This window comes from Sulfidibacter corallicola (assembly GCF_017498545.1).
GTDB lineage: Bacteria > Acidobacteriota > Holophagae > Acanthopleuribacterales > Acanthopleuribacteraceae > Sulfidibacter > Sulfidibacter corallicola.
Window position 1 is genome coordinate 7,267,467 of sequence record NZ_CP071793.1, and the last position, 16,040, is coordinate 7,283,506.

A 16,040-nucleotide genomic window follows, 5' to 3' on the forward strand; every position below is an offset into this window, starting at 1 on the left:
TGGTTATCCATAACTCTATTCATCGACATCGTGTAGCTATTGTTTTCCTTTGTTGAATTTTTCAAGGCACCGTCACGCGTTCGGTTTTTTGCCGTGCTGCGTCACGGATTCGACCGTATTGTGTCGGCTTTGCCTTAAATTGAATAAAACGAGATATTTACCCATGAATTCCAATGACCTGCTCTCCCTCCTCGTGAAAGCCGGGATCCGTCTATGGATCGATGGCGATAAATTGCGTGTCGATGCGCCGAAAGGGGCGCTCACCCCCGAACTCAAGCGCCAGTTGATGGCGCACAAGGCCGAACTCACCGCGATTCTCGAACAGGCTCGCGCTCAGGAAGCCCGAACCAGCGAGCCGATTCCCGCGCGCGATGCCGCCAAGCCTCCGGTTATGTCGTTGGCACAACAGCGGTTATGGCTGCTCGACCAACTGGAGGGAGCAAACAGCGCCTACAATCTGGTGTTTGCACTGCGGCTCGAGGGAAAGACCGACGAGCGTGCGCTTGCGCGGGCACTGACCCGGGTCGTCGATCGCCACGAATCGCTGCGCCAGCGTTTTGCGGGAGATGCCGACGAGCGAGGTGCTTGTTTTCGCGATGTGTCGACTTTTCGCCTGGAGGTCCGTGACCTGCGCGAGGAGGCGTCGCCCGAGGAGGGGTTGGATGCCCTTATCCAAGAGGAGACGGGTCATCGGTTCGACCTGAACCGGGATTGGTTGGTGCGCACGACTATGGTGCGTTTGCAGGTCCAGACCGGTGTGTTGGTGGTCAATCTCCACCACATCGTCGCCGACGGCTGGTCCATCGGTGTGTTCATTCGGGAACTGGCCGATCTGTACGAGGCCGAGTTACGTGGGACTTCCTCTCGACTGGCTGAGATAAACACGACGTATACCGATTTCTCGGCCTGGCAGCGGGATGTTTTGGAGCAACCGGAGGCCAAAGAGAAACTGGCGGCGTGGGTCCGCCAACTGGAAGGTGGCCCCGCCTGCCTGCAATTGCCCGTCGCCAAGGAGCGGCCCCTGGTTCCGTCCTACCGCGGCCGTCGCGAGCCGTTCCGATTCGAGCCCGACGCGGCCAAAGCCCTGGCGCGCCTGTGCGAATCCAGCGGGGCGACCCCGTTCATGGTGCTCGAGGCCCTGTTCGGATTGCTGTTGCATCGCTATGGCGGTCAGGATCGCGTTCACGTCGGCGTGCCGGTCGCCAATCGGGTACGACCGGAGCTGGAACCGCTGATCGGCATGTTCGTCAACACGCTGGTGTTGCGCCACGATTTTGCGGACGGGCTCAACTTTCGCGAGTACCTGGATCGGGCTCGCCACGCGAGTCTCGAGGCCTTCGATCGCGCCGAAATTCCGTTCGAGCAGGTGGTCGCGGCGCTCAACCCCGAGCGGAACACCAGCCACAGCCCGATTTTCCAGGCGATGTTCATTCTCCAGAACCAGCCGCGCGTCCACCACAGCGTCGAAGGGCTGACGATTTCGCAAATGGCGTTGGCGCGTACTTCGGCCAAGTTCGATCTGACCATGTCGATTACCGAAACCGAGGACGTCATTGCCGGCTCGCTGGAGTACAACAGCGACCTGTTCGACCTGGACACCGTACAGACCCTGATTCGCCACTTCGGCAACCTGTTGACTTCCGCGGCGGCCGACCCGAACCGTTCGATTACGCGGTTGGACATGGTGGATGCCGAAGAGCGCCTGGCCCTGTTGCACGGCGACAACCCGGAGCCCTCAGCGGTGGCGCCGGTCGCGATTCACCAACTGTTCGAGCGGCGGGCCGCGGAGACGCCCGATGCGATCGCGCTCGCGTTCGGCAGTGGCGAAACCGGTGTCGCGCTGAGCTACGCCACGCTGAATCGGCGGGCCAACGCGGTGGCTCGCAACCTGATGGCACGAGGCGCGGGCCCGGGAACGCGGACGGCGATTTTCCTCGATCGATCCGTGGATCTGGTCGTGGCCATGTTGGCCACGTTGAAGGCGGGCAGTGCCTACATTCCGATGGACCCCGAGTTTCCCGAGAAGCGCCTGGCCCTGATGCTGGAGGACGCCGAGCCCCACGCGATCTTGACGCGTGCCGACATGGAAGCGAGCCTGCCGGATGGTCCGGCGATTCGCCTGCATGTGGAAGGCGAGGCCGAGTCCGACGAGAACCCGGACGTGCCACTGGGAGAAAATCCCACGGCATACGTGATCTACACCTCCGGTTCCACCGGTCGGCCCAAGGGCGTGGTAATCGGCCATCGCGCCGTGGTGAATTTCCTGGAGAGCATGGGCCGGCGCCCGGGACTGGGCGCCGAAGACGTGTTGCTCGCCGTAACCACCGTTTCCTTCGACATCGCGGGCCTGGAAATCTTCCTGCCCCTGACTCGCGGCGCACGGGTCGTGCTGGCCAGCCGGGAGGAAGCCGGCGACGGCACCGCCCTGGCCGCCATGATCGAGCACCATCAAGTCAGCGTGATGCAGGCGACGCCCGCGACCTGGCGCCTGTTGCTGGCGCATGACTGGACGGGCAGCCAAAACCTCAAGATTCTCTGTGGCGGCGAGGCCCTGCCTCCGCAACTGGCCGAAGCGCTCCTGCCCAAGTGCGGCAGCCTTTGGAACATGTATGGCCCCACCGAGGCGACGATCTGGTCGACCTGTGCCGAGATCCGTGGCGAAACCTTGACGCGGGGCTCGATCCCGTTGGGTCAACCGATCGCCAACACCCAATGCCACATTTTGGACGCCCATCTGCAGCCGGTCCCGCATGGGGTGGCCGGTCAGTTGTACCTCGGCGGCGCCGGCCTGGCCGAAGGCTATTTCAAGCGACCCGAACTCACCGCGGAAAAATTCGTGGCCCATCCCCACGCCGAAACGCTCGGCCTCCCGGCGGATGCGCGCCTGTACGCCACCGGCGACGTGGTTCGCCGCCTTCCCGACGGCAGCCTGGCATTCCTGGGCCGTGTCGACCACCAGGTCAAGTTGAACGGCTTCCGCATCGAACTGGGCGACATCGAAGCGGCCCTGAGCCGCCATCCCGGCGTGGCCCAGGCGGTGGTCCTGTTGAACCGGGACCAGACCCCCGCCCGGCTGGTGGCCTACCTGGTCGCGGAAGCCGGAACCGAACTGCCGCAGGGCAGCGGGCCCTGGCGCGACTTCCTGCGCGACGAAATCCAGGCCTACATGATTCCTTCGGTCTACATGATTCTGGACGCTTTCCCCTTGACTCCCAACCGCAAGGTCGACCGCAAGGCCCTGCCGGCACCCGAAGCGGAAGTCGTCAAGACGCCTTACGTGGCCCCGCGAAACGAGCGCGAACGCGAATTGGCGCGCATTTGGGGCGAGTTCCTCGGGCGCGACGAAATTGGTGTGCACGACAACTTTTTCGAACTGGGCGGCCATTCGCTGATCGCCGCCAAGTTGGTTCACGCCATGAACCGCGCATTCGAGACGGCACTGCCCATGCGCATTCTGTTCAGCCATCCCACGATTGCCGCCTGTGCCGCCGAGATCGGTGCGTCGCCCGAAGGCGTCGTGACGGATGCCGAGCGGGACGGCTTCACCCCGACCCCGCTCGAGCCGCGGCCCGAGGCCCGTTTCGAACCCTTCCCGCTGACCGATGTCCAGCACGCCTACTGGATCGGCCGCAGTGGATTGATGACGCTGGGCAAGGTCGCCACCCACATCTACACCGAGCTCGACTCCGAAATCCTCGATCCCGAGCGCTGCGAGCACGCGATCCAAACGCTGGTCCAACGGCACGACATGTTGCGTGCGATCGTGTTGGAAACCGGGGAGCAACAGGTACTGCAAAAGGTGCCCGACTACCGCATCGCGGTGGAGGACCTGCGCGACCTCGACGAGGAAACCGCCCGAGCGCGGCTGGACGCCAAGCGCGACCGCCTTTCACACCAGGTATTGCCGGCCGATCGCTGGCCGTTGTTCCACATCGAGGCGACGCGCCACGGATCCGGCAAGATCCGCTTCCACGTCAGTATGGATGCGCTGGTCACCGACGGTTGGAGCATGCGGTTGCTGTCCAAGCAGTTTCTCGAGCTCTACGCCGATCCCGGCCACGAGATCGAGCCCCTGCCGTTGACCTTCCGCGACTACGTGCTCGCCGAACACGAATTGGAGAAGTCCGACCTGTTCGCCAAATCGTTGCAGTACTGGCGCGAGCGGGGCCCGCAACTTCCCGCCGGACCGGATCTGGTCCTGGCCGTCAGCCCCGACGAACTGGACGAGCAACGCTTCGAGCGACGCTCCGGCAGCCTCGAGCCCGAGCGTTGGCAACGCCTCCAGGCGCGGGCCCAGACCTTGGGTGTCACGCCTTCCGCCTTGTTGCTGTCGGCCTACGCCGCGATTCTCGGCACCTGGAGCCGCGCACCGCGATTCACACTAAACCTGACCGTGTTCAACCGGCTGCCGTTCCATCCCGATGTGGACCGACTGGTTGGCGATTTCACCTCGGTCCTGCTGCTGGAGGTCGACCAAAGCCAACCGGCGACCTTCGCCGAGCGAGCACGGGCGCTCCAGGAGCGGCTGTGGCTGGATTGGGAGCACCGCTTCGTCAGCGGCGTTCGCGTGCTGCGCGAAATCGCCAGGCAGAACCGCGAGACCACCAAGAACATGCCGGTCGTGTTCACCAGCATGTTGGGCATGGAATCCAAGCGGGAGGCGACCGATCTGGAAGCCGATCTCGATCGCGTCTTCACGCTGACCCAGACGCCCCAGGTCTGGTTGGATCACCAGGTGGCCGAACAGGACGGCACCCTGGTGTATTCGTGGGATGCGGTCAGCGGCCTGTTCCCGCCGGGTTACCTGGAAGACATGTTCGCCGCCTACCAGACCTTGCTGGATCACCTGACCGACAACGACGCGATCTGGTCGCAAAAACACCTGAACCTGTTGCCGGCCCACCAGCGCCTGGTGCGCGAGCGGGTGAACGCGACCGAGGTGGCGCTGCCCGGCGGCCTGCTGCACCAGGGTTTCCTGGACCAGGTGGCGCGCCGCGGAGACGCGCCGGCCGTCATCGCGCCCGGTCGGACCCTCAGTTACCGCGAACTGTACCGCGAGGCCTGCCAGGTGGCGCGGGTGCTCCACGATCACGGTGCCCAGCCCAACCAGTTGGTGGCGATCGTGATGGAAAAGGGTTGGGAGCAGGCCGTCGCCGCGATAGGCGTGCTTCTGGCCGGTGCGGCCTACATGCCGGTCGACGCCCATTGGCCGGAAAAACGCCGGCTCGACCTGCTGGAAACGGGTGAGGTTTCCCTCGTCGTCACCCAGGAGAAATGTGCCGAGGCGACCGCCTGGCCGGCGCTGGTCAAGACCCTGGTGATCGGCAGCGAGGAACACCGCGCCGCATCGGAAACCCCGCCGGCCGTGTCCAACCAGCACGCCGATCTGGCCTACGTCATTTTCACCTCGGGCTCCACCGGCAAACCCAAGGGTGTGGCCATCGACCATCGCGGTGCGGTCAATACCAACCAGGACATCGCCCGACGCTTCGGCGTCGGCGCGGATGACCGCGTACTGGCGCTCTCCGCGCTTCATTTCGACTTATCCGTATTCGATCTGTTCGGCATGCTGGCGGTCGGCGGCGCGGTCGTGATGCCCGAAGCCGAGCTGGCCAAGGACCCCAGCCACTGGGTCCAGCTCATGACGCACCACGATGTGACGCTGTGGAACACCGTACCGGCCCTGATGGCCATGTTGGCGCACCACCTGGAAGCGCATCCCGAGTCGGTGCCTCAGACGCTGCGACTCGCCATGATGAGCGGCGATTGGATTCCGATGGACCTGCCGCCGTCGATGCAGCGGTTGTGGTCGGAACTCACCATCTACAGCCTGGGCGGCGCCACCGAGGCCAGCATTTGGTCCAATTTCTTCAAAGTCACCGAGATCGATCCCCAGTGGAAATCGATCCCCTACGGCGTGCCCCTGGCCAACCAGTCGTTCACCGTGCTGGACCACAACCTCGAGCCCTGTCCCGACTGGACACCCGGGGATCTCTACATCGGCGGGATCGGTTTGGCCCAGTGTTACTGGGGCGATCCCGCGAAAACCGCGGCCTCCTTCATCACCCATCCGGTCACGGGCCAGCGCCTCTACCGCACCGGTGACCTGGGTCGCTATTTTCCCGACGGGAACCTGGAGTTCCTGGGCCGCGAGGATTCACAGGTCAAGGTCAACGGCTACCGCGTCGAGTTGGGCGAAATCGAAACCGCCCTGCGGGCCCATCCGGCCATCGGTCAGGCGGTCGTGGCCGCCCATGGGAAGAACCGCGACAACAAGCGCCTGGTCGCCTACTACACCCGTCAGGACGGTGGTGTCGCCGCGAGCGGGGAAGTCATCGAGGATCCCGTGCAGCGTCTGGCCTTCAAGCTGGCGCACCACAACTTCAAGCGCGACTTCGAGGCACTGGAAGAGCTGTCGTTGGGGGCCCCGGATCCCGAAACCCGGCACCACTATCTGGAACGCCAGAGCTTCCGCACCTATCTCGGGGATCGGGTGACCCGCGAGGACTTGGCCGGCCTGCTGCGGACCCTGAGCCCGATGACCTTCGGCGAGGGCGGGCGAAGCAAGTATCGATATCCCTCCGCGGGCAGCCTGTTTCCGGTTCAAACCTATATATATGTAAAAGAAGGTCGGGTGACCGACGTGGAAGCCGGATTCTACTACTTCCACCCGGAAACCGCTTCGCTGATCCGCACTTCCGAAACGCGCCACATGGACACCGCCCTGTTCGGTCCGGCCAACCTCGCCGCCAGTCGCGACGCCGCTTTCGGGGTGTTCCTGGTGGGCAAGCTGAACGCGATCGCACCGCTCTACGGCGACAAGGCACGCGACTTCTGCATTTTGGAAGCCGGCCACATGGGTCAATTGCTGATGGAGCAGGCGCCGCGGTTCCAGTTGGGACTCTGCCCCATCGGGCACCTCGCCTTCGACGCCATCGCCGATCACCTACAGGTGGACGGCAACCACTTTTGTGCCTATTCCTTCGTCGGCGGCGCCATCAGCGAAGCGCAGTTGGGCCAGGTGGCGGGCGATGACGACCTGACCAGGCTCCAGGCCATGGCGGCCGAGGCCGGCATCGATCTCGATACGCCGGCAGCGGCACCTTCCGTCGCAACGACGGCCGCCTCGTCGCTGCCTTCGGTCGACGACGCCGAACTCGAACGCGCCCTGATCACCTTCCTCCAAGAGCGGCTGCCGGAATACATGGTGCCCGCGCTTTTCCAGCGGATCGACACGATCCCGTTGACCCCGACCGGCAAACTCGATCGCAAGGCCCTGCCCGATCCCGGCACGTCCTCGGCCCGCAATTCGGTCCAGCCGACCACCGCCGCGGCGCCCGTGCCGCGCGCCGAAACCGCCGCTGCACCGACCACGGCCGTGACCGAGGCCGCCAGCGCGGTCGCCCTGAACGAGGTCGAGCGAAAGCTGGCCGAGATCTGGAAAACCCACCTGGAGTTGGACCACATCACCGCCGCCGAGAACTTCTTCGAGATCGGCGGCAACTCCGTCATGATCGTCAAGGTCCAGAACGACATCAACAAGGCGTTCGACGTCGACATTCGCATGGTCGACATGTTCCGCATGCCGACGCTCGGCGCGTTGGCCGAGCACGTCGCGAGCCTGATGAAGGGCGAAGTGGTGGAGACCTCCGCCGCGCCCATCATCCCGACGGTCACGTCCAGTCAGGTCCGCCGCCAGGACATCGCCATCATCGGATTCGACGTGCGCTTCCCCGGCGCGCCGGATGCGGAGGCCTTTTGGCAGAACCTGGTCGATGGCGTGGAAAGCGTGGGGCCCTTCACCGAAGACGAACTGCTGGCTTCGGGCACCACCAAGGCGGCGATGAGCCATCCGCGTTTCGTCAACGCGGGTTCGGCGATCGAGGAGTCCGACCTGTTCGACGCCAACTTCTTCGGCATCACGCCGCGCGAGGCCGAGCAGATCGATCCCCAACAGCGCCTGCTGCTGGAGTGCAGCTACAAGGCGCTGGAACACGCGGGTTACGCCGCCGAAGAGAATCGCGGCCCGGTGGGGATCTTCGCCGGGATGAGCATGAACACCTACTTCATCCGCAACCTGCTCACCAACCCCAAGTATTTCAAGACGATGAACTACTTCCAGGCCCTGCTGAACAACGACAAGGACTACCTTGCCACGCGCATCGCCTACCGGTTGAACCTGCGCGGACCCAGCCTGACCGTGCAGACGGCCTGCTCGACGTCACTGGTGGCGATCCACCTGGCCTGTCAGGCCTTGATGCGTGACGAGTGCGACCTGGCCCTGGCGGGCGCGGTCAACGTCTACAACCCGCCCAAAACCGGATACATGTACAGCGAGGGCCTGTTCCTCTCGGCCGACGGTCACTGTCGCGCCTTCGACCACCGCGCCACCGGCACCGTCTTCGGCAGTGGCCTGGGTTCGGTCGTGCTGAAGCCGCTGGAAAAGGCGCAGCGCGACGGCGACACCGTCCACGCCGTGATCAAGGGCTCGGCCATCAACAACGACGGCGCCCAGAAGGTGGGCTACACCGCACCCAGCATCCAGGGCCAGATCGACGTGGTTCGTCGAGCCCTCGAGAATTCCGGCGTGCATGGCGAGCAGATCGGCTACGTGGAGGCCCATGGCACGGGCACCATCCTGGGCGATCCCATCGAAGTGGAAGCGCTGCACCAGGCCTACGGCACCGATCGCAACGCACAGTGCGGCCTGGGTTCGGTCAAAACGAACCTCGGACACCTGGAAACCGCGGCGGGCGTCGCCGGCCTGATCAAGACCGTGCTGATGTTGAAACACCGGAAACTGGTGCCGACCCTGAATTTCGAAAAGCCCAACCCCAAGATCGATTTCGACAGCTCGCCGTTCTTCGTGAGCACCGAGTTGCGCGACTGGGAAGCGAAGGGTTCGCGCTACGCCGGCGTGAGTTCGTTCGGCATCGGCGGTACCAACGCCCACCTGATTCTCGCCGAAGCGCCGACCCGCGAAGAAGCGGCGGCCCCGCCGTCCCACCAATTGTTGACCTTCTCGGCCAAGACCGAAGGCGCCTTGGACCGAATCGGGACCGACCTGGCCGATTACCTGGAAGCCCACCCCGAGACCGATTTGGCCGATGCGGCCTACACCCTCCATCGGGGTCGGGGCCGGTTCAACCACCTGGGCTACGCCGTGGTGGCCGATCGGGACCAGGCGATCGCCGCCCTGCGCGGTGACGGTAGCGCGCCGGCCAGCGGTCGCAACGCGAACAAAAACCTGGCTGCCGACATCGTCTTCATGTTCCCGGGCCAAGGCGCCCAGTACCTGCAGATGGCCGCCGACCTCTATCGCGACCTGCCCGTCTTTCGCCAGATCCTTTCGTTCAACTGTTCCCGTATGGCCCCGCACATGGACCGCGATCCCCGCGAAATCCTGTTCCCCCAGGCCGGCAAGGAAGACGAAGCGCGCGAGCTGTTGAACCAAACCACCTACACCCAGCCGCTGCTCTTCCTGGTGGAGTATAGCCTGGCCGAGGTCTGGAAGAAGTGGGGTCTCCGACCCAAGGCGTTCATCGGCCACAGCGTGGGCGAGCTCACCGCCGCCTGCCAGGCCGGCGTGCTCGGCTTCGAGGATGCCGTCTTGATGGTGCTCGAACGCGGCCGCCTGATGCAGGCCATGGAGCCGGGCGACATGGTGGGCGTGGCGGCTTCCGAGGCCGAGATATTGCCGTTGCTCGACGGCAAGCTGGCGCTGGCCGCGGTCAATGGACCCGCGCGGTGCACCGTTTCGGGTCCCGCCGACGAGATCGAGGCGTTCGTGGCGCGTTGCGCGGAACGGAACCTGGCTGCACGGTCCCTGCACACGTCGCACGCCTTCCACGGCCCGATGATGGACCCGATGCTGGATGCCTTCACCGACCTGGTGCGCACGCTCGACCTGCATCCCCCGTTGACACCCTTCGTTTCCAACCTCAGCGGCACCTGGATCACCGACGAGCAGGCCACGGATCCCGCATACTGGGCCGCCCAATTGCGCGGGACGGTGCGATTCCACGAGGGCCTGTCCACCCTGATGGAAACCAACAAGCGAACCCTGCTGGAAGTGGGTCCGGGCCGAACCCTGGCGACCCTGGCAAACCGACACCCTTCCAAAACGGCCGACCACGAAGTGCTGGCCAGCATGCGCGCCATCAAGTCCGACGATGGCGATGTGGCCGTGCTCCTCGGCACGCTCGGCCGGCTCTGGACGCTGGGTGCAACCGTCGACTGGGCCGAGTTCCATTTCGAACAGGGCCGGGTGCGCACGCCGCTGCCTCACTATCCCTTCGAACGCGAGCGCTTCTGGGTCGAACACGATCCGAGCGATCCGGGCTCCGTCGAGGCCTTGCTGCAAGGCCTGACCGAGGGCGGCACCAAGACCTATGTCCCGGTCTGGAAGCGGGAACCGCTGATCGGCGCGAGCGCGGGGGAGGCCGCCGGGCACCACCTGATCCTGGGCGATGGCGCCGGTTTGGGTGCCGAGCTGGCCCAGCGCCTGAGCGAGCGTGGCTTCCAAGTGAGCACAGTCGCGGCGGGGGACGGCTTCAGCCGCCTCGAGGATCGCCGCTTCACCATCGATATGGACGACCGCGCCAATTACGGCGAATTGTTCAAGAGCCTGAAGGAAGGGGAGGGGATCGCTGCCGTTCACGTGCTCACCGCGCTGGATGAAGAGCCCGACACTTCCGGAGATATCACGGTACGCTTCACCCGTCTGCTTCACCTGGCTCAGGCCATAGGCGAGCACGCGGCCGATGCGCCGCTCGAACTCAACCTGATCACCCAAGGTCTGTGGGACGTCACCGGCGTCGAAGACCTGGAGCCGGCCAACGCGCTGCTGCTGGGACCGGCGCGGGTCATGCGCTTCGAGGTTCCCAACGTGCGGTGTCGCGTGATCGACGTGGTGGCGCCCAACGGCCATCGCGGGGCGCGCCAGCGCCTGGTCGCCCAGTTGTGCGGCGAACTCGCCAAACCGATCGCCGAAGAACGCGCCGAACTGGCGTTGCGTGGCAACCACCTCTGGTTGCGCGGCCTGGAGTATCGCGAGATTCCGGAGACGACGAGCGATCCCGTGCACCTGGTGCGCGGCGGCGTCTACCTGATCACCGGTGGCCTGCGCGGCATCGGCCTGGCCCTGGCCGGCCACCTGGCCCAACGCTATCAGGCCCGTTTGGTCCTGCTGACCCGCTCGGCCTTCCCCGCCGAGGATACCTGGGATCGCTGGCATGCCGGTTCGCCCACCGGCGACACGGTCGGCGCGCTGCGCCACATGATCGCCGCCGGCGGCTCGGTGCGCGTGATGCGGGCCGACGTCACCGACGAGACCCGCATGCGCGAAGTGATCGTGGCCGTTCGCGAGGCGTTCGGCGACCTGAACGGCGTCATCCACGCGGCCGGGCTTCCGGGCCAGGGCACCATCCAGTTGAAGGAACCGACGCAATCGGCCCGGGTGCTGGCGCCCAAGGTGATGGGTGCGCGCGTGCTCGAAAAGGTCACCTGGGACTGCAACCTGGACTTCACGATCTACTACGGATCGGTCATCGGCGAGATGGGTGGACCGGGGCAGGTCGACTACTGCGCCGCGAACGCCTACCTCGACGCCCTGGCCCATCGCCGCACCAACCAGGATCAACCGACCTTCGCCATCGACTGGGACGGCTGGTCCGAAACCGGCATGGCCGCCAACGCCCGGTTGGGCGAGCGCCAGCCCGCGTGGGACGCCGTCGAGCCGGTGACCTTGCCGCTGTTCTCGGCGCGTTGGGACGACGGCGATCAGGTGACCTACTACGGCTCCGTCGATGCCGAGCGCGATTGGATCGTTCGGGAACACCGCGTCGCCGGAAAGCCCACGATCCCCGGTACCGCCTACGTGGAAATGGCCGCCTCGGCCTTCCGTCACCACAGCGGCCTGGAGCGACTCGAAATTCGCGATCTGCTGTTCCTGCAACCGCTGAGCGTCGCCGATACAGGCCATGCCAATACAGGCCGTGCCGACTATCGCCTGGTGCTCCAGCCCAACGACTCCGGCTACCGCTTCGAAGTGCTCAGCACCGACGCGACCGGTAATCGGCACCAGCACGCCCAAGGGCTCGTGGTCCCGTTGGAAACGTCGTCTCGGGTTCGATTCGACCTCGATTCCCACCGCGGCGCCGGTGCCTACGAGACGCTGGACGTGGCCGATGCCAAGCGTGCGGGCGAGGGCCGTGCCCTGGTGGACGTGGGTCCCCGTTGGGAGAACGTCCGTTGGATGGGCTTCGGCGAGCGCGATGCGCTGGTGCGACAACAATTGCCCGAGGCGTTTGGCGAAGATTTGGAAGCCTACACCGTGCACCCGGCCATGTTGGATGTGGCCACCGGTTTCGCCGGTCTGCGGTTGGTCAACCAGCACCTGCCGTTCACCTACAAATCGATCAAGATCTCCGGGCGTCTGCCGGGCGAACTCCAGACTCGGGCCGTTCGACGTTCCGGTGAGGGCGAACTCAAGGAATTCGACCTGGTCCTGTGCTCCGCTTCCGGCCAGTGCCTGGTGGAAATCGAGGGCTACGGCCTGTTGGAAGTGCGCGATCGCGCGGGGCTCCAGACCTCGGGTGGCGAACGACCCGCGGCCCTGCCGCCCGGCCTGACCAACGCGGCCGGTCTCGAGGCGTTCGACCGCATCGTCAATCAGGGCCTGACCCAGGTCGTGGTCTCCAGCCGCGACATCCACCGCGTGCGCGCCACCGAGGCGGAACGGGCCGATCGGCGCGCCGGTCGTGGCGGCGCCGAAGATCGCCACAAACGCCCCGAGTTGGCCACCGAATTCACCGCGCCACGCAACGAAACCGAGCGGGTGCTCGCCGAGATCTGGCAGGAACTGCTGGGCTTGGAGCGAGTGGGTATCGAGGACGACTTCCTCGAGCTGGGCGGTGATTCCCTGGTCGCGACGCAAATGGGGAACAAGGTTCGCGCGGCGTTCGGTGAGGACATTCCGCTGTCGACCGTGTTCGAGGCCTCCACCATCGCGGTTCTTGCCGAACACATCGACGCCATCGCGCTGGCTTCCCAGCCGACTGCACCGGGCGTCGCCGCCGACGAAGATCAGGAGGAAGGCGAGCTATGAGTCACATCGCCGGTTTGTTGGCGCGCATGCAGCGCGCGGGTGTGCAGCTCTGGTTGGAAGGGGAGCGGTTGAAGTTCCGGGCCCCCAAGGGTGCCCTCGACGCCGAAACCAAGGCGGAACTCAGCGCCCACAAGGCCGAAATCATCGCCTTCCTCGCCAGTCACCGCCGCCGCGAGGAGGACCGGATTCCGTCGCTCGTGCCCGCGCCGCGCGATGTGCCGCGCCCGCTTTCCTTGGCACAACAACGCCTGTGGTTTCTGTTCCAGATGGAGCCGGAAAGCGCCGTGTACAACCTGCCCTCCGCGATTCGCATCGTCGGTCCGGTCGATGTGGCGCTGCTGAACGGCGCCTTCAACCGATTGATCGCGCGCCACGAGGTGTTGCGCACCAACTTCCGGGACACCGACCAGGGACCGGTTCAGGTGGCGCGTCCCCATGTGGAGATCGCGATCCCGGTGGAGGACCTGAGCGAGCTCGACCCCGAGCGCCGCGACGCGGAGGCGCGCGACCGCATCGAGGCCGAGGGCCGCAAGCCGTTCGACATTCTCGAAGAGCCGCTGATTCGGGTTCGCCTCTACAAGTGCGACGATCGGGACCACATCCTGTTCTTCAACCTGCACCACATCGTGTCCGATTTCTGGTCGATCAAGTTGCTGTTCCAGGAGTTGGCCGACGCCTACCGTTCCCTCGAAAAGGGAACCCCGATGCTGACCCCCGAGCCGGAGGTCCAGTACGGAGATTTCGCGCTGTGGCAGCGCGGCTGGCTGGACGAGGCCAGGCTCGCGCGGCTCGTGTCGTTCTGGCGCGAGGCGTTGGAGGGGGCGCCGCTGTTCCTCGAGCTGCCCTACGACCGTCCCCGCCCGCCGGTGCAAAGCATTCGCGGCGACCACAAGCGCATGGTGATCTCGCCGGCCCAGACCGAGCGTCTGGCGGCGCTGGCCAAGGCCCGCAACGCGTCGCTCTACATGGCCAACCTGGCCTTGTTCCAGGTGCTGTTGCGCTGGTTCTCCGGGACGCGCGACTTCCTGGTGGGCAGCGACGTTGCCAACCGCAACCATCCCGGCATGGAGCGGCTCCAAGGATTCTTTGTCAACCAGTTGGTTCTGCGCGCCCAAATCGAAGACGAACTGCCCTTCGCGCAGTATCTCGAACGGGTTCGGGCCTTCACCCTGGCCGCCAACCAACACCAAGACCTGCCCTTCGACAAACTCGTGGAGGCGCTCAATCCCAAGCGCGCCAACTATGCTCCCGTGTTCCAAACCAAATTCATTTTTCAGAACGTGCCCGACCACCAGGTCGCGGATCCCGGCGAAACCCGCTTCGAGGTCTTCGAACCCGACCGCGGCACCGCCCAGGTCGACCTGCTCCTGGTGCTCTCCCAGACCGGGGAAGGGCTGCAGGGCATGCTGGAATACTGCACGGACTTGTTTTTGGACAGCACGGCGACCCGTCTCGCCGCGCATTACCTGAGCCTCGTCGAGGCGGTGGGCGATCGACCGGATACGCCCATCGAGACCTTGCTGGCTCGGCTTACCGAAAGGGACAAGGACCTGCGCAAGCAACGGCGACCCAGTTTCAAGAAACCCGGATTCAAGTCGGGTGGTGGTCGCTTCGGCAAGAAGCCGGCGGTCGTTCGCCAGGGCTGAGCCGCGCGCTTCCCATTCATCGATCCCGAGGTCCGTCCCCGCCTTCACCCATCCATCGAAGAATGCCGTCTCATGACCTTGGATGGCAAAGAGGGCTATCAGGAAAAAAATCGGAGGATATCATGAGCACCACGACAACCGTCGACCGATCCAGAAAAATGCGCAGCTTCAAACATAAAAAACCGCGTCCCGTCAAAGTTTCCAGCCTCGATCTGGTTCACATGGACACTCTGCTTCCCGACCACGAATTGCCCCTGGTGGTCACGCCCAAGGAGCCGGGTCTCAAGCTCGCCGGTTGGCTCGCCGAGAATCGCGATTTCATCGAACAAAAATTGATGCACCACGGAGGCGTGCTGTTCCGCGGCTTCGACATCCACACCGATGCCGATTTCGCCGCCTTCGTCGAAGACCAGCCCTACGAATTGATGAGCTACTTCGAAGGGTCCACCCCGCGCAAGGAAGTCGGCAAGACCATCTACACCTCCACGCTGTTCCCTTCGAACGAAACGATCGCCCTTCACAACGAATATTCCTCGTCCATGCGCTTTCCGCTCAAGGTTTGGTTTTGCAGTATGTTGCCGCCGGAGCCCGGGACCGGCCAGACGCCGGTCTGCTCGGCGCGGCGCATGATCGATCGCATCGACGCTTCGGTGATCGATGAATTCCGCGCCAAGGGCTGGGCGCTGGTGCGCAACTTCCGCTTCGGGCTCGGCCTGCCCTGGCAGCGCGCCTACGCCATCGACGACAAGGATCGGTTGGCCGCCTACCTGAAGGAGAACCTGATCGATTTCGAGTGGGTCGACGACGAGCACCTGCGCACCCATCAGGTCCGCTCCGCCGTGCTGACCCACCCCGTCACCCAGCAGGAGGTGTGGTTCAACCACATGAGCTTCTGGCACGCCGCCAACCTGCGCGACGGGGTCCGCGAGGAATTGATCGGCCAGTTGGGCCGCGACGGCCTGCCCTACCACACCACCTTCGGCGATCGCACCCCGATCCCCGACGACGTGGCGCGCCACATCGCCCAGAGCTACCTCGACGAGAAGCTGATGTTCGATTGGCAGCAAGGCGACGTTCTGCTCGCCGACAACATGCTCATTTCGCACGGGCGCCAGCCCTTCTCGGGCCCCCGCGAGATCCGGGTCGCCATGGGTCAACCCTATTACCGACCCGTGTTCACGCCGCTCGTGCACGCTTGAAGCTTCCTTTCGACGGGCGATGTCCTGGCCGACTCCCGCGGCCGTGAAAGGGACATCGCCCCCTTTTCGCCCAGCTCGGCGCTTCGC

Annotated in this window: 3 protein-coding genes; all 3 read left to right on the plus strand. The window is 64.9% G+C overall.

Annotation, left to right across the window (positions count from 1 at the left end; genetic code table 11):
• Positions 1-163: 163 nt before the first annotated feature.
• The 3 genes from J3U87_RS22515 (at position 164) to J3U87_RS22525 (ending at position 15,953) form a co-directional block, all read left to right on the plus strand.
• Positions 164-13,108: a non-ribosomal peptide synthetase/type I polyketide synthase gene (locus J3U87_RS22515; protein WP_237378024.1), complete on the plus strand. Its 12,945-nt coding sequence runs from the start codon at positions 164-166 to the stop codon at positions 13,106-13,108.
• Entirely contained in the window at positions 13,105-14,754 is a 1,650-nt protein-coding gene (locus J3U87_RS22520) for a condensation domain-containing protein (RefSeq protein ID WP_237378025.1), read from the plus strand. Before J3U87_RS22515 ends, J3U87_RS22520 begins: the two co-directional genes overlap by 4 nt.
• Positions 14,755-14,876: 122 nt before the next feature.
• Complete coding sequence (locus J3U87_RS22525; protein WP_237378026.1) at positions 14,877-15,953, plus strand: TauD/TfdA family dioxygenase; 1,077 nt, start codon at positions 14,877-14,879, stop codon at positions 15,951-15,953.
• Positions 15,954-16,040: the final 87 nt, after the last annotated feature.